The organism is Amycolatopsis sp. CA-128772 (assembly GCF_002904295.1).
In the GTDB taxonomy this organism is placed as follows: Bacteria; Actinomycetota; Actinomycetes; order Mycobacteriales; family Pseudonocardiaceae; genus Amycolatopsis.
On sequence record NZ_PPHG01000052.1, the window covers coordinates 150,808 to 165,549 of the forward strand.

14 protein-coding genes are annotated in these 14,742 nt (G+C 73.5%); 8 read left to right on the plus strand and 6 right to left on the minus strand.

The annotated features are described in order from the left end of the window. The first annotated feature begins 40 nt into the window (after positions 1–40). Positions 41–415 carry an RNA-binding S4 domain-containing protein gene (locus C2L59_RS19030; RefSeq protein ID WP_233223569.1) on the plus strand — a complete coding sequence of 125 codons (375 nt, stop codon included), beginning with the start codon at positions 41–43 and terminating at the stop codon, positions 413–415. Positions 416–688: 273 nt separating this feature from the next. Then, positions 689–1,183 (plus strand): sigma-70 family RNA polymerase sigma factor, encoded by a 495-nt coding sequence (locus C2L59_RS19035; RefSeq protein ID WP_103350837.1) that lies wholly within the window; start codon positions 689–691, stop codon positions 1,181–1,183. Between the two features lie 32 nt (positions 1,184–1,215). Here the strand turns inward: C2L59_RS19035 and shbA are convergent, their stop codons facing one another. Then, the gene (gene shbA / locus C2L59_RS19040; protein ID WP_233223585.1) at positions 1,216–1,848 is read right to left on the minus strand and encodes an RNA polymerase sigma factor ShbA; all 633 of its coding nucleotides are present in this window, start codon (positions 1,846–1,848) and stop codon (positions 1,216–1,218) included. Between the two features lie 168 nt (positions 1,849–2,016). Beyond that, positions 2,017–2,958: a hypothetical protein gene (locus C2L59_RS19045; protein WP_233223571.1), complete on the minus strand. Its 942-nt coding sequence runs from the start codon at positions 2,956–2,958 to the stop codon at positions 2,017–2,019. Positions 2,959–3,258: 300 nt separating this feature from the next. Between C2L59_RS19045 and C2L59_RS47505 the strand changes: the two genes are divergently transcribed. Then, entirely contained in the window at positions 3,259–3,429 is a 171-nt protein-coding gene (locus C2L59_RS47505; protein WP_156081318.1) for a hypothetical protein, read from the plus strand. Here C2L59_RS47505 and C2L59_RS19055 read toward each other — a convergent pair. After that, positions 3,426–4,532 carry an NAD(P)/FAD-dependent oxidoreductase gene (locus C2L59_RS19055; protein WP_103350841.1) on the minus strand — a complete coding sequence of 369 codons (1,107 nt, stop codon included), beginning with the start codon at positions 4,530–4,532 and terminating at the stop codon, positions 3,426–3,428. The two genes, C2L59_RS47505 and C2L59_RS19055, sit on opposite strands and share 4 nt — an antisense overlap. An 89-nt stretch (positions 4,533–4,621) precedes the next feature. Between C2L59_RS19055 and C2L59_RS19060 the strand changes: the two genes are divergently transcribed. Continuing rightward, on the plus strand, positions 4,622–5,284 hold the full coding sequence (locus C2L59_RS19060; RefSeq protein WP_103350842.1) for a TetR/AcrR family transcriptional regulator: 663 nt from the start codon (positions 4,622–4,624) through the stop codon (positions 5,282–5,284). Between the two features lie 39 nt (positions 5,285–5,323). Here the strand turns inward: C2L59_RS19060 and sigJ are convergent, their stop codons facing one another. Continuing rightward, entirely contained in the window at positions 5,324–6,184 is an 861-nt protein-coding gene (gene sigJ, locus C2L59_RS19065) for an RNA polymerase sigma factor SigJ (RefSeq protein WP_233223572.1), read from the minus strand. Between the two features lie 143 nt (positions 6,185–6,327). Between sigJ and C2L59_RS19070 the strand changes: the two genes are divergently transcribed. Further along, complete coding sequence (locus tag C2L59_RS19070) at positions 6,328–8,640, plus strand: bifunctional diguanylate cyclase/phosphodiesterase (RefSeq protein ID WP_103350843.1); 2,313 nt, start codon at positions 6,328–6,330, stop codon at positions 8,638–8,640. 121 nt (positions 8,641–8,761) lie between these two features. Here the strand turns inward: C2L59_RS19070 and C2L59_RS19075 are convergent, their stop codons facing one another. After that, on the minus strand, positions 8,762–9,589 hold the full coding sequence (locus tag C2L59_RS19075) for a cyclase family protein (RefSeq protein ID WP_103350844.1): 828 nt from the start codon (positions 9,587–9,589) through the stop codon (positions 8,762–8,764). 98 nt (positions 9,590–9,687) lie between these two features. On the opposite strand from C2L59_RS19075, the gene C2L59_RS19080 reads away from it, so the two are divergent. Together C2L59_RS19080 and C2L59_RS19085 are read left to right on the plus strand one after the other, a co-directional pair. Beyond that, positions 9,688–10,113 (plus strand): DUF5709 domain-containing protein, encoded by a 426-nt coding sequence (locus C2L59_RS19080; protein WP_103350845.1) that lies wholly within the window; start codon positions 9,688–9,690, stop codon positions 10,111–10,113. Positions 10,114–10,391: 278 nt separating this feature from the next. Beyond that, the gene (locus tag C2L59_RS19085; RefSeq protein WP_158263091.1) at positions 10,392–13,136 is read left to right on the plus strand and encodes a BTAD domain-containing putative transcriptional regulator; all 2,745 of its coding nucleotides are present in this window, start codon (positions 10,392–10,394) and stop codon (positions 13,134–13,136) included. A 5-nt stretch (positions 13,137–13,141) separates the two neighbouring features. Here the strand turns inward: C2L59_RS19085 and C2L59_RS19090 are convergent, their stop codons facing one another. Beyond that, positions 13,142–13,522, minus strand: coding sequence for a MerR family transcriptional regulator (locus tag C2L59_RS19090; protein WP_103350847.1), 381 nt, complete (start codon positions 13,520–13,522; stop codon positions 13,142–13,144). 54 nt (positions 13,523–13,576) lie between these two features. Between C2L59_RS19090 and C2L59_RS19095 the strand changes: the two genes are divergently transcribed. After that, positions 13,577–14,740 (plus strand): MFS transporter, encoded by a 1,164-nt coding sequence (locus C2L59_RS19095; RefSeq protein WP_103350848.1) that lies wholly within the window; start codon positions 13,577–13,579, stop codon positions 14,738–14,740. Positions 14,741–14,742 lie beyond the last annotated feature (2 nt).

Here is a 14,742-nt window from a genome sequence, read left to right on the forward strand (position 1 = left end):
GTTGCGGGGCGTGCCGCTGAATGGGCCATGATGGCTGACTGTGGAGTCCACCCGAGTGGACCGCTGGCTCTGGGCGGTCCGGCTGACGAAGACCCGCCCGGACGCCGCGGCGGCGTGCCGGGGCGGCCACGTGCGCGTCAACGACAAGCCCGCCAAGCCGGCGACGACGGTCGTCCCGGGCGACGAGGTGCGCCTGCGCGTCGGCGGGACGACGAAGGTCCTCGACGTGGTCCGCGTGATCCAGAAGCGCGTGGGCGCCCCGGACGCGGCGACCTGCTACGTGGACCGGACGCCGAAGCCACCCCCGGAGACGGCGATCCAGGTCGCCCGCCGCGACCGCGGCGCCGGGCGGCCGACCAAACGGGAGCGCCGGGTGCTCGACGCGTTCCGGACCCGGCAGGAACCCCAGGAGTGAGTTCGGGGAGGCCGGCCCGGACACGGTCAAGCCGGCCCGAACGACGCCACCAGCGGCGTCACCGCAGAGCAACCCGACCGCGACACTCCGGGCAGCATGGCGGTCGCCGGCCTCAGGCGTGAAGTCCGCGGAGGCCGACCGATCCGTCGCGCAGGACTAGGTCATTTCCGCGTTCCGGCACCGGATCGTCGCCGGTTGCGGGGCTCGTCCGGAAATAGCCGGGAATCCGCGCGAACCCGGTCCGCCGGCGGGCAATGCGGGTAGTTGCCCGCCATGACGACGAGCGCAGCCCGGGACACCCTGCTGGTCGCGGCCCGGCCGCTGGTGGTGCGCTACTGCCGGGCCCGGCTCGACCCGGACGCGGCCGACGACGTCGCCCAGGACGCCTGCCTGGAACTGCTCGAAGCCCTGCCGCTGCGGCCGCCGGGGCGGCCGTTCCCCGAGTTCGTCCACGGCATCGCGCGCCACCAGGTGGCGGCGGCGCGGCGGGCCGCCGCCCGGCAGCGGGCCGAGCCGGTGGCCGAACTGCCGGACGGGATCGACGCGTCGCCCGACCCGGAACACCACGTCCTGCGCCGCGAACTGGGCGAGCGGATGGCCAAGCTGCTGCGGGTGCTGTCCCGGAAGCAGCGGGAGATCGTGGTGCTGCGCGTGCTGGTGGGCCTGTCGGCCGAGGAAACCGCGACGGCCGTCGGCTCGACACCGGGGGCGGTGCGGGTGGCGCAGCACCGGGCGCTCGGCCTGCTGCGCAAGGCGGTCACGAGCTGAGCGGCACCCCTGCTTCGGAACGTTCGCCGTGCTCAGAGCCCGCGTTCCCCGATCATGCCGCGCAGCTTCGTCAGCGCGCGGAACTGCGTGATGCGGACGTTGCCGGCGGAGATGCCGAGCGCCTCCGCCGTCTCGTTCGCCGACAGGCCGGCGACGATCCGCAGCGACAGGATTTCCTGGTGCAGCGGCGGCAGCACCGCGAGCAGCCGGCCCAGCCGGGCACCGAGGTCGAGCTCGAGGACGTGGTTCTCCGGCTCGTTGCCGCTCAGCGGCCGGTCCGGCAGCTCGGGCACCGGCTTCGAGCGGTCCCGGGCCACCGAGCGGAAGGCGTCGGCCACCTTGTTCGCCGCAATGGCGCGCACGAGGTACAGGAACGAACCGCCGCGGTCCTGGTAGTTCGGCAGCACCTTCAGCACCGCGAGGCAGACCTCCTGCGCGACGTCGTCGGCCGAGAGGTAGGACAGGTCGCGGCCCCCGATCCGGGCCCGGCAGTACCGCACGACGGTCGGCTTGATCAGCAGCAGCAACGCCTGGACCGCATCGGGGTCACCCCCACGGGCCGCGGCGACCACCGGGTCGATCCGCTCCTTGACCAGGCCGCCCTCCGGCCGCGGCGAATCCGCCGGCCAGGTGTAGCCGTCGAGCGGCGCAACCTCCGAGATCATGGTTTCCACGGGCCCTCCTCACGTCCGGCGACCGGGACCCTTGTCGTCCACAGTGGACATTACGGTGCGTGGACGGTTCCCGGTCCGACATCTGGAGTAATCGAGGCGCTGACCAGCAACGTTGCAGCGCGGAGGCGGTTGTCCAGATATTGTCCGGTAACCGGCACCTCAGCCCCACCGGATCCCGTACGCGAAGCCCGGCGCGAGGTGCCGGAACAGCACGTGCACCTCCCCGGCGTCGTCCGCCGGCAGGACCGCGCCTCCGCGTGGCCGGTCGTCCGGGATGACCTTGTCCAACCGCACGATCCGCTCCGGTACGCGGTGGCCGAAGCGGACGTGGAGGTCGAACAGGTCGCACGGGTGCCTCGGCACGCAGACGTACCGCGGCTCGCGCAGGTTCGCCCGGAAGCGCAGCCCGACCTCGTGACGAGCGCCCCTCGGCAACGGGTCCGGGAGGCGCAGCGCGAAGCCGATCCGGTCGCTCGATTCCATGGCGCGGCCGGCCAGTACGCCGCCGTGGAACACGTCGACGCCGAGATCGGACTCGTGCACCGATTCGCCCGATTCCGCGGACAGCGGCAACGTCAACGCGAGGTCGAGCACGGCGATTTCGTCGGCGTCGGCGATCACCCGCCGGAATTCGAACGCCTCCGGTACCGGTTGATCGAGAGCCAGCGTGACGCGCAGTTCTTCGGTGTGCCAACTGCGGCTCGGATAGCGCGGCCGCGTTTCCGGGCCCGCCGCCGCGACGGCGAGTGCGGCGATCTGCTCGATTCCTTCGTCGATCCGCCGCCGGACCGTCCGGTCGTCGCGGTCGAGGGTGATCGCCGCCCAGTGGACCCGTTCCTGGTAGAACGGTTTCCGGGCCCGCTCGTCCAGCGCGAACGCGGCCAGCAGGGCGATCTTCAGGTCGTCCGGCAGCGACTCGACCAGCGGGCGCAATCGGTCCGACAGCTTACGCCGCATCTCGACCGTTCCGTCATCTTCCAAAATGCCACAAGTGCTGCGCAATGCGGGGCCGATCCGGTCGGCGAGCGGTGTCGTGAAAATTGCCCTGCCTTTGCGCAGGGCCTTGAGCTCGCCGACCACGTCCGCCGCACTGAGGCTCACCGTTCCTCCCGTTCCCACGCACGGAGGTCAATGTTCGCCAGCGTCACCGCCGATGTCCAGTCGATCACGGGGCGCGAAACGGATCGTTATCCCGCGGTTTCCTTTCCTCTTGGCGCGCAAATCGGGAAACTCCCGGCGGATTCCCCGGCGAAACCGATCAGGCGCGCATCCGGGGCGTCGAAGCTGTCGAATCGGTGGTCGCGTCTCCGCCTTTCCGGCGCACGGCGGCGCACCCCACCCCGCCGGGTGACCGTGGCCCGGCCCCGGTTGGCCGCCATCCGCCGCGGGTACTTGTTGATCATGAGCCCGAAGATGTGGCGCCTGCTGATCTCGGGGACGTTGCGGCTGTTCCTCATCAGCGCCGTACCGGCCGCCGTGCACGTTTCCGTGCTCGCCGGCCTGGCGGCGACGGTGATCGCGTTCGTCGTGCCGGCCCCGCGCAGCAGGCACGAACCCGGCGGCCCCGGCTAGACGGTCATCATGGCCACCATGCTGGCGGGCGCGTCCGGCCCGAACATGACGTCGTACAGGTCGTCGTCCGCCGCTTCGGCCGCGGCGCGCGGGAACAGGCGCTGTTCGTACGCCGCCAGCGCCGCCTCGGCGTCGCCCGGGTGCGCGGCGATCGCCTGGCCGAGTTCGGCACCGTCCAGCATGGCCAGGTTGGCGCCTTCGCCGTTCGGCGGCATCAGGTGGGCGGCGTCGCCGAGCAGGGTCACCCCCGGCACGCGGTCCCAGCGGTGCCCGGCGGGCAACGTGCAGAGCCGGCGCAGGACGGGCGGGACATCGCTGGCGGCGATCAGCGTGGTCAGCTCGGGCGCCCAGCCTTCGAACTCCCCGAACACGCCCGCGGTCACCGCGGCGGGCTCGAGACCGGCCAGCCAGTCCTGCGGTTTCACCAGCTGGGCGTAGGTGTGCAGGGTCCCGCCGCCTTCCCGGTGCGCGACGATCCCCTTGCCCGGCGCCAGCGCGTACATCGAGCCGGCGCCGACCGCCTTCGCCACCGCCGGGTGCCGGGTGTCGCCGTCGAACAGGAAGGTTTCGACGACCGAGATGCCGACGTACTCGGGGGTGGCTTCCGAGAGCACCGGGCGGACCCGTGACCAGGCGCCGTCCGCGCCGACGAGCAGGCGCGCGACGACGGTGGCACCGCCGGCGAAGCTCACCTCGTGGCCGCCGTCGCCGAGCGGCCGCACCCCGGTGACCTTGTGTCCCCACCGGACGGTGCCGGCCGGCAGCGAGTCCAGCAGCAGCTGCCGCAGGTCGCCGCGCGGCACCTCGGGCCGGTCGCCGGTGCCGTCGTCGGGCCGGTCGAGCAGCACGGCCCCGGTCCGGTCCAGGACCCGGTAGGACTCGCGGCCCGCGAGGATCAGCTCGCGGAACCCGGCGGTCAGGCCGGCCGCTTCGAGCGCGAGCTGGCCGTTCCAGGGGTGGATGTCGAGCAGCCCGCCCTGGCGGCGCGCGTCCGGCGAAGGCTCTCCTTCGTAGACGGTGACATCGATGCCGTGGACGTGCAGGACGCGCGCCAGCACCAGGCCGCCGAGGCCGGCGCCGATGATCGTGACCGAGTTCGTCATGGTTCCTCCCGAATAGTTTGGATTGTCGATCCAAACCCAAGCTAGCACGACTTTGGATCGGCGATCCAACGGTGTGCGATACTGCTCCCATGGCGAACAGGGCCCGGCGCACGGACGAGCTGTCGAAGGACGTGATCGTCGCGGCGGCGACCGAGCTGCTCGACGAAGGCGGCGAGGCCGCGCTGACCTTCCGCGCCCTGACCACCCGCCTGAGCACCGGATACGGGGCGATCTACCACCGCGTCGCGAACAAGAGCGACCTGCTCGCGGCGGCCACCGACGCCGTCATCGACCGGGTCGTCACCGGTGCCGTCCCCGACGTGCCGCCTCGGGAAGAGCTGCGGACCGTGGCTCTCGGCCTGTTCGACGCGATCGACGCCCACCCCTGGGTCGGCGCCCAGCTCGCCCGGGAGCCCTGGCGCCCGGCGCTGCTGGAGGTCTACGAGCGCATCGGCGGCCTGCTCACCGCGCTCGGCGTCCCCGGGCGGGCACTGTTCGACGCCGCGGGCGCGCTGGTGAACTACGTCCTCGGCGTCGCCGGGCAGAACGCCGCGAACGCCCGCGCCCGCCTCCCCGGCGACGCCGACCGCGAGGCGTTCCTCGGCGCCATCGCCGGCCAGTGGGCGCAGCTGGACCCCCAGCGGTACCCGTTCGTGCACCAGGCGGCGGCACAGCTGCGCGACCACGACGACCGCGAGCAGTTCCTCGCCGGCATCGACATCTTCCTGGCCGGGATCGCCACCCTCCGCTAGCCGTTCCGTCCGGGATGCCTCTCTCCGGGGTCAGTACCGCTACTCCTGCCAGAGAAGGAGCTTCTCGGGGTTCCGCACCGCCCAGATCCGCCGGATCAGCCCGCCCGCCACGTCGAACGCCACGACGGCCGCGACGGTTCCGTCCCGCCGGGCGACCAGGCCCGGGCGGCCGTTGACCGTGCTCTCCGCCAGCTCCAGCGCCGGGATCCGGTCGAGGAGGCGCACCGCGTACTGCGCCACCAGCTCGCCGCCCTCGACCGGGTGGCGGACGGCGCCGGCCAGGCCACCGCCGTCGGCGACCGCCGTCGCCCCGGGGTCGAGGAGGCCGACCAGCCCCCGGATGTCCTTCGCCTCCCAAGCCAGCTTGAACGCCCGGACGACGTCCGCGCGGCCGTCCGCGGGCGCCTGCGGCCGGGACGCGGCGACCCGGCGCCGCGCGGCGCTCGCCAGCTGGCGGCAGGCCGCCGGTGTCCGGCCGAGGACCGCCGCCACCTCGGCGAACGGGTAGCCGAAGACGTCGTGCAGGACGAACGCCACCCGCTCGGCCGGCGTCATCGCGTCCAGCACGACCAGGAACGCCATCGTGACCGACTCGTCCAGGGTGACGTGGTCGGCCGGGTCGGTGAGCCGCCCCACCTGCGCGGGCACCGGCTCGGGCAGCCACTCGCCCACGTACCGCTCCCGCCGGACGCGGGCCGAGCCGAGCAGGTCCAGGCAGATCCGGCCGGCGACCGTGGTCAGCCACGCGCCCGGGGACTCGATCGCGTCCCGCTGCGGCCCGGTCAAGGCGTACCACCGGCCGTACGCCTCCTGGACGACGTCTTCGGCGTCGCTCACCGAACCCAGCAGCCGGTAGGCGAGGGCGATCAGCTGCTGCCGCTCCTGCACGATCACGGTCACCCGGGCTCCTTCGGTCGGCGGTCCCCGCCCGCATGACGAGCCGGCGCGGCGGGTTGTGACAGCCGGTGCGGTGCGCTTGTGCGCGATCACGCCCGGTGTAGTGTTTGCCGGTCCGACCGGCGTGCGTGACCGCGTGAGGTGCCATGACAGTGCGGCGGTACCCAGGGGCGATCCTGCTCGTCTTCGTCGCGGTGACCCTGGTCGTGGTCAACGGGTTCGCGTTCTGGGGCGACACCTTCGCCCTCTGGGTCGACGACGCCATGCAGCTCAGTGCCGGGGTCGGCGCGGTGGTCTGCGGCGTGGTGGTCGCCCGCCGGGTCCGCGGGCACCAGCGCTGGTGGCGCGTGCTGGTCGCGATCGGCATGACCGGCTGGTCGCTCGGCCAGTGCGCCTGGTCGTGGTACCAGCTGATCGACGGGCGCGGGCTGCCGTCGCCGTCGCTGGCCGACGTCGGCTACCTGAGCTTCCCGGTGTTCGCCCTCGCCGCCCTCTTCGTCCTCGCCCGGGCCCGGGTCCGGCCGGACCGCGAACGCTGGCAGCCCGCGCAGTGGACGGCGCACTTCGGCGTCGCGGTGGTCCTGGACGGCCTGGTCGTCACCGGCTCGCTGTTCATCCTGACCTGGACCGCGGCGCTCGGGCAGCTGGTGCGGGCCACCGGGCCGGACGCGCTGACCTGGGCCGTGGCCATCGCCTACCCGCTGTCGGACCTGGTGATCGTGGTCGTCGCCGTGCTGCTGGTCGTGTTCGACCGGGTGGACCGCCCGTACCGCGCGAACCTGCTGCTGGCCGCCGTCGGGATCGTCGCGCTGGCCTGCTCGGACAGCGTGTTCGCCTACCTGGTCAGCATCGGCGCGGAGAGCATGAAGCCGTGGTCGGACGGCGGGTTCGTGCTCGGGCCGCTGTTCATCGCCTACGCCCTGCTGGTCACCCCCGGCCAGCGGCGGCGCGACGACGCGGGCCAGCCGGTCGGCGTCGACTGGTGGCAGCTGGCGCTGCCGTACGTGCCGGTCACCGCCGTCGCGCTGCTGATCACCGTGCAGGTCGTGGCCGGCGCGGGCCCCGACGGCGTCGAGGTGTCCGTCGGCGCGCTGGTGGTGTTCCTGGTGCTCGCCCGGCAGCTGCTTTCGTTGCTGGACAACCGGTTGCTGCTGCGCCGGGTGTACGAGGGCCAGCAGCAGCTGACCCACCAGGCCTACCACGACCCGCTGACCGGGCTGGCCAACCGCGCCCTGTTCGCCGACCGGCTGGACCGGGCCGTCGAGCAGAGCGCCGAGGGCGGGCACGGGCCGCTCGTGCTGATCTTCGTCGACCTGGACGACTTCAAGGAGGTCAACGACCGGTTCGGGCACGCGGGCGGCGACGTCCTGCTGCACGCGGTCGCCCAGCGGCTGCTGAGCTGCGTGCGCGCGGGCGACACGGTCGCGCGCCTCGGCGGCGACGAGTTCGCGATCCTGCTGGAGGGCGAGGTCGACGCCCCGCAGGCCGTCGCCGACCGGATCCAGAGCGCGCTGCGGCGGCCGTTCGCGGTGCACGGGACGCTGGTGCCGGTCCGGGCGAGCATGGGCCTGGTGGTGCCGGACCCGGCCGAGCCGCTGGTGACGTCGGACGTGCTGCTGGGCCGCGCGGACACCTCGATGTACGCGGGCAAGCGGCTGGGCAAGGACACGACGGTCGTCTACCACCCGTCGCCGGACGGGCCGCCCGACTTCCCGTCGGCTCTGCGCCGCGCGGAGGGCGGCCTGCCGGAGGGGTTCGCGCTGGTGTTCCAGCCGATCGTCCGGCTGCCCGACGAGACGCCGGTGGCGGTGGAGGCGCTGGCCCGCTGGACCGCGCGGGACGGCACCTCGGTGTCGCCCGAGACGTTCGTCCGGGCCGCCGAAGGCGCCGGCCTCGGCGCGGAGCTGGACGCGCTGGTGCTGGACCTGGCCTGCCGCGAGATCACGGCGGCCGGCGTGGACCTGACGGTGCACGTGAACGTGTGCGCGAGCCGGCTGGGGGCCGCCTCGCTCGAAGAGAGCGTCGGGGCCGCGCTGGACCGCTACGGCCTGCCGGCGGACCGGCTGATCGTCGAGATCACCGAGACCGTGCCGGTGCCGGACCTGGCCGCGGGCGCCGCGGCGATCCGCCGCCTGCAGGACCTCGGCGTCCGGGTGGCGCTCGACGACTTCGGGGCGGGGTACAGCTCCCTGACGGTCCTGCACGCGCTGCCGGTCGACCTGATCAAACTGGACCGCGCGCTGACGACCGGCGTCCGCCCGGACCGCGACGCGGCGCTGTGCCGCTCCCTGGTCGGGCTGTGCGCCGACCTCGAGGTGGCGGTGGTCGCGGAAGGCATCGAGACGGCCGAGCAGGCCGAACTGGTCACCCGCGCGGGCTGCACCACCGCCCAGGGCTACCGGTTCGGCCACCCGGCCGCCCTCGCCTCACTCCGCCTCTCGACGCTGTCCGCCGGTTAGCCGAGCGCCCCAATGTGGCGTTGGTTGCGTCTGACGCACCGAACGCCACATTGGGGGCATCCAACGCACCGAACGCCACAATGGGGGCATCCGACGCACCGAACGCCACATTGGGGGCGCGCTAGCCTGCCGTCACGCCCGGGGGCAGCACGCCGAAGATCGTCGCCGTCGAACCCGCGCCCCGGCGGTTGATCGGGCCGCCCGCCAGTACCCACGCGCCCGTCGTGGGCAGGGCCTTCAGGTTCGCCAGGATCTCCAGGCTGATCCGGTGGCGCCGGTAGACCAGCTTGGACACCGTGTACGTCTCGTCCGTGCCGACGTCCGGGCTGAACGTGTCGGTGCCCGTGCCGCCGCGGCGGCCCAGCCGGCCGGTGTCGATCAGCCAGCGGACCGCCGGGATCGAGAACCCGGGCTGGTGCAGCACGCCGTCCGCGCCGGTGTTCGGGTACGCCGGCGTGCCCCACTTCGCGTCCCAGCCGGTCCACAGCACCACGACCGATTCGTCCGGGATGCGGCCGTGGCGCTTTTCCCACCCCTTGAGGTCGTCGACGGTGACCGCGTAGTCCGGGTTCGCGGCCGCCTTCGCCCGCACGTCGATCTTCACCGCCGGCCGGAATAGATCCGCCGGGTCCATGTCGTCGGCGAGGGGCTCGCCGGTGGTGAAGTGGCCGGGCGCGCCCCAGTGCGTTCCGGTGTGCTCGCCCTCGCGGACGAACTGCAGGTAGTAGCCGTCGTCCGGGATGGTGGCGATGGTCTCCAGCTCGAAGGCCGGGTCGCCGGGGAAGACGTTGGTCGTGGCGGGATCGTTGACGTGCGACAGGTTGACCAGGTTCAGCTGGTCGAGCCGCACCGGCGGGACGGACGGCGCGGCCTGCGCGGTCCGCCCGGACAGCGCGGCACCGAACACCCCGGCCAGGCCCGCGGCCAGCACCCTGCGTCTCATCGGCATGAGTGATCACCTTTCACCGTGCCGGGCCAAGCCCCCGGCTGGGCACGGTCATATCACCCGGACCCGGAGCGGCCATAGGGTTGCGGGAAGATGGGTTCGTGGACGACGACATCGAAGACAACGCCGACAACGGCATTCTCGACCCCGAGGACACTTTGGACGACCGCGACGAACTGTCGGAGGGTTATTCACCGCCGGAACGCGCCCAGGCGACCGAAGGCTGGGGCACCACCGCCCGCGAAACCGCCGAAGGCGAAAGCTGGGCGGGCCGGCTCGCCCGTGAGGTGCCCGACCTGGCCGACGACGTCGACGACGACGGGCTCGGCGACAGCGAAGACTCCGACGGCGAGCTGATCGACGACGAGGTCGGCGACGTCCGCGCGGGCCGCCTGGTCGCGTCGGACGAAGGGTTCGGCGAGGACACCGACGAAGAGCTGTACGCCTCGGACGCCGGCATCGACGGCGGCGCGGCTTCGGCGGAGGAAGCGGCCGTCCACGTGATCGACCCGTCCCGCCGCTGGTGAAGTGACGAGACGACCCGGCCGTTCGAGGGAGCCGGACCGCCCCGCCACCCGCCGGATCGCCGGGAAGCCGCCTCGGGGCGACGGCCGTGGCAGGGAAGCGATCCAGCCCGCGGTCGTGGCGCCGGGCCACGAACCGCCCCCTCGACGATTCGTGGCGGCACCGCCGACCGGATCCACCTTGCCGGGCGGGCCCTGCAAAAAGCTTTCCGGCGCCTTTCCGGCCATCGGTTACAGTGGGCAGCCGGGCGGACACGATGGAACGGGGGGCGGACGGCGCCGTGCGGTTCAGGCTGCTGGGTGAACTCGATGCCCGCGTCGGCGACCAGCCCGTGGAGATCCGCCGTCCCCGCCTGCGCGGCCTGCTCACCGCGCTGCTGACGGACCTGAACAAGGTCGTGCCCGCGGACGTCCTGGCCGACCGGATCTGGGGCGAGCAGCTGCCCGTCAACCCCCGCAACGCCTTGTACAGCTACGTTTCCCGGCTGCGGACCGCGCTCGGCGAAACCACGCTCGTCCAGCGCTCGGGCGGCTACCTGCTGACGGCCGACCCCGATGCGGTCGACCTCCACGTCTTCCTGCGGCTCCTCGGCGAGGCCGCGGCCACCGGAGACGACCGCGAAAAGGCCGTCCTGCTGGACCGGGCCCTGGCCCAGTGGGGCGGCGAGCCGTTCGCCGGCCTCGACACGCCGTGGTTCGCCGGCCTGCGCGAGACGCTCGAGAGCCGGCGCCTGGGCGCGCAGCTGGACCTCGCCGACATCCGGCTTCGCGGCGATCGGGCCGGCGAGCTGGTCCCCGAACTGACCGCGCTGGCCGAAGCCCACCCTCTGGACGAGCGGCTGCGCGGCCAGCTGATGCGGGCGCTGGCCCGGGCCGGCCGGCAGGGGGACGCGCTGCGCGAGTTCGACCGGATGCGCCGCCTGCTCGCCGAGGAGCTCGGCACCGATCCCGGCACCGAGCTCCGGCAGGTGCACGAACGGATCCTGCACGGCGATCCCGGGCCGGGCCCCCGGACGCCGGTCCCGCAGCAGCTCCCGGCGGCGCCGGCGTCGTTCGTCGGGCGGGCCGAGCTGCTGGCCGCGCTCGACCGGGCCGGCGAAGCCGCGGGCCCGGTGGTGATCTCGGCCATCGGCGGCGCGGGCGGCATCGGCAAGACGTCCCTGGCGCTGCACTGGGCGGCCGGGAAGCTCGCCGCGTTCCCCGACGGGCAGCTCTACGTCAACCTGCGCGGCTTCGACCCGGTCGCCGAGCCGCTGCCGGTTTCCGTGGCCGTGCGCGGGTTCCTGCACGCCCTCGGCGTCGACGGCTCCGCCGTGCCGCCGGATCCCGACGCGCAGCTCGCGCTCTACCGCAGCCTCCTCGCCGGAAAGCGCGTGCTGGTCGTGCTCGACAACGCCGCCGGCACCGGGCAGGTGGTCCCGCTGCTGCCCGGCAGCCCGACCTGCCGGGTGCTCGTGACCAGCCGCCACCGGCTCGGCGGGCTCGTCGCGACGCACGGGGCACGGCCGCTGTCCCTGGACGTGCTGTCCGCGCAGGAGGCACGGGAACTCCTGGAGCGGCACCTGGGCCGGGACCGGCTCGCCGCCGAGACCGCCACCGTCGACGAGCTGGTCCGGCTCTGCGCCGGGCTGCCGCTGGCGCTGGGGATCGTCGCCGCCCGCGCGGTCACCTCGCCGGAACTGCCGCTGGACCTGCTCGCCGAGGAGCTGCGCGACCACGCCGCCCGGCTGGACGGGCTCGACACCGGCGAGGCCGGGCTGAGCCTGCGCACGGTGTTTTCCTGGTCCCGGCGCCACCTCACGCCGGAGGCGTCGGCGTTGTTCGGCCTGCTCGCGCTGGCCCCGGGGCCGGACATCGGCCTGCCGGCCGCGGCCGCGCTGGCCGGCGTCCCGCTCGCCGCGGCGCGGAAGGTGCTGCGGGCGCTGGCGGACGCGCACCTGGTGACGCGGACGGCGAGCGGGAGGTACCGGATGCACGACCTCGTCCGGCTCTACGCGTCCGAAGAGGCCGAACGGACACTACCGGAAGCCGCTCGCGACGACGCTCTGCGGCGCGTCACGGACTTCTACCTCCATACGTCCTGGCACGGCAACCACGTGCTCGGACCGGCGGGAACGTCGTTCCGGATCGCCCCGCCGTTGCCCGGCACCGGGAGCCGGCGGTTCGCCGGCCAGCCCGAGGCCCTGGCGTGGTTCGGCACCGAGCACGCGTGCCTGACCGCCACCACCGAGCTGGCCGTGAAGCACGGCTGGCTGACCGAGGTCTGGCAGCTGGCCGCGCTCATGAACGAGTTCCGTTCCCGGCAGGGCCTGCTGCCCGAACGGGAAACCGCGGCCCGCCTCGCCCTCGCCGCCGCGGAGCAGCTCGGCGAGGTCACCGCCCAGCTGATCGCCCACCGCCTGTTCGCCAGCGCCAGCATCTTCGCGGGCCGGCCCGAAGTCGCGCTCGAAAGCCTGCCCAGGGCCCTGGCGCTGGCCGAGGAGTGCGGAGACCGGGTGCAGCAGGCGCACCTGCACTACGTGCTCGCCGGTGCCTGGGAGTACCACTCCGCGAACTACCACGCCGAACGCGAGCAGTGCGAGCACATCCTGAGGCTGATCGAGCCGGAAGACGACCCGCGGCTCTACGTGAAAGCGCTCGACCTGATCGGGTTCTGCCACATCCAGTGGGGCGAGCCGGCGCAGGCACGGCATTGGCTGGAGCGAGCCGCCGCGGTGGCCCGGGCGCACCACGACCTCGACGGCGAAGCCCACGCCATCGGCAACCTGGGCTACGTCTCCCTCCGCGGCGGGGACTGGAGCACGGCCATCGAGCACTTCGAGTGGGCCGTCGAAGCCATGCGCACCACCGGCAACCTGCGGCACGCGAACTTCTTCCTCGTCGCGCTCGGCGACTGCTACCGCGCGACAGGCCGGCAGGAAGACGCCCGGCGGGTACTCACCGAGGCGCTCGACCGCTACCGGACCCACCCGGAAGGTGTGCGGTTCCAGGAACTCGAAGCGTGCCTGCTCGCGCTCGACGGCTGAGGGCTTCAGCCGGCCGGCTGGGCGCTGTCGTACTCGCGGACCGCGTCCAGGTACTCCGCGATCGCGTCGCGGTTGCGCAGCAGGCATTCCGCGCGGCGGGTCATGCGGTCGCGCTCGTCCTCCAGGGTGGCGATCATCTCCGGGGTGGCGTCGGGGAAGTAGATCGTCCGGGGCTTGTCCAGGCACGGCAAGATCTGTTTGATGATCCGGGTCGGCAGGCCGGCGTCGAGCAGGCCGCGGACCTGGATCACCCGGTCGACCGTCGGCTCGTCGTAGTCGCGGTAGCCGTTCGGGCCGCGACCGGCGATGATCAGGCCCTGCTCTTCGTAGTAGCGCAGCAGCCGGCGGGACGTGCCCGTGCGCTCCGAGAGCTCGCCGATCCGCATGTGCCCCACCTCACGTAGACCTTCACACCGGTGTGAGGGTTCGAGCATAGCGGCATGACGAACTCCAGCACCCGCACGCGACCCCTGACCGCCCTGCTCGCCCTGACCACCGCCGCGTTCGTCACCGTGCTCACCGAGGCGCTGCCGGCCGGCGTGCTGCCCGGGATGAGCGCCGGCCTGGGCGTCGGCGAAGCCGCGGCCGGCCAGGCCGTGACCGTCTACGCGCTCGGCACCGCGCTCACCGCGATCCCGCTCTCCTCGGCCACCGCGCGGTGGTCCCGCAAACGCCTGCTGCTGACCGGGGTGGCCGGGTTCGCCGTGGCCAACACCGTGACGACGCTGTCGGCGGACTACGCGGTGACGATGGTGGCGCGGTTCGTCGCCGGGGTGGCCGCGGGCGTCGTCTGGGCCCTGCTGGCCGGCTACGCGCGCCGGCTCGTCCCGGACGACCGGGGCAAGGCCATCGCGATCGTGATGGCCGGCATCCCGCTGGCGCTGTCGCTCGGCATCCCGGCCGGGACGTTCCTCGGCGGCCTGTTCGGCTGGCGCTCGGCGTTCGGCGTCATGTCGGCGATCGCGGTCGCCCTGCTCGCCTGGATCGCCGTCGCGGTACCCGACCAGCCGGGGCAGACCACCGGCCGGACACCGGTCCTGCGGACGCTCACCGTCCCCGGTGTCGTCCCCGTACTGGCCGTGACGCTCGTGTTCGTGCTGGCGCACACCGTGCTCTACACCTACGTCGCCACCTTCCTCGGCGCCGCCGGGCTAGGCGGCGCGGTGGACGTCGTCCTGCTCGTGTTCGGCGTCGCGTCGATGGCGGGCATCGGGCTCGTCGGCGCCCGGATCGGCCGCGCGCTGCGGACCCTGATGGTGGCGAGCACCCTGCTGGTCGCGGTGGCGGCCGCGCTGCTGGCGGTGTCCGCGGGCAGCCCGGTGCTGGTCTACGTCGCCGTGGCGCTGTGGGGGCTCGGCTGGGGCGGCGTCCCGACGCTGCTGCAGACGGCCGCCGGGAACGCCGGCGGCGCGGAAGCGGACAACGCCCAGGCCATGCTCGTCACGCTGTGGAACGCCGCGATGGCCGCGGGCGGGGTGGCCGGCGGGGTCCTGCTCGACGCCGCCGGGCCGGCGGCCTTCCCGTGGACGCTGCTCGTGCTCCTGCTGCCGGTGCTCGCCGTGGTGCTCGGCGCGCGGCGGCACGGGTTCCCGGGCCGTTCCTGAGT

What these genes read in the sequence shown, in the direction of transcription:
- C2L59_RS19035 (WP_103350837.1), top strand. Translation starts at nt 689, where the DNA reads ATGACGACGAGCGCAGCCCGGGACACCCTGCTGGTCGCGGCCCGGCCG.
- shbA (WP_233223585.1), bottom strand. Translation starts at nt 1,848, where the DNA reads ATGATCTCGGAGGTTGCGCCGCTCGACGGCTACACCTGGCCGGCGGAT.
- C2L59_RS47505 (WP_156081318.1), top strand. Translation starts at nt 3,259, where the DNA reads ATGAGCCCGAAGATGTGGCGCCTGCTGATCTCGGGGACGTTGCGGCTG.
- C2L59_RS19055 (WP_103350841.1), bottom strand. Translation starts at nt 4,532, where the DNA reads ATGACGAACTCGGTCACGATCATCGGCGCCGGCCTCGGCGGCCTGGTG.
- C2L59_RS19060 (WP_103350842.1), top strand. Translation starts at nt 4,622, where the DNA reads ATGGCGAACAGGGCCCGGCGCACGGACGAGCTGTCGAAGGACGTGATC.
- C2L59_RS19070 (WP_103350843.1), top strand. Translation starts at nt 6,328, where the DNA reads ATGACAGTGCGGCGGTACCCAGGGGCGATCCTGCTCGTCTTCGTCGCG.
- C2L59_RS19075 (WP_103350844.1), bottom strand. Translation starts at nt 9,589, where the DNA reads ATGCCGATGAGACGCAGGGTGCTGGCCGCGGGCCTGGCCGGGGTGTTC.
- C2L59_RS19090 (WP_103350847.1), bottom strand. Translation starts at nt 13,522, where the DNA reads ATGCGGATCGGCGAGCTCTCGGAGCGCACGGGCACGTCCCGCCGGCTG.
- C2L59_RS19095 (WP_103350848.1), top strand. Translation starts at nt 13,577, where the DNA reads ATGACGAACTCCAGCACCCGCACGCGACCCCTGACCGCCCTGCTCGCC.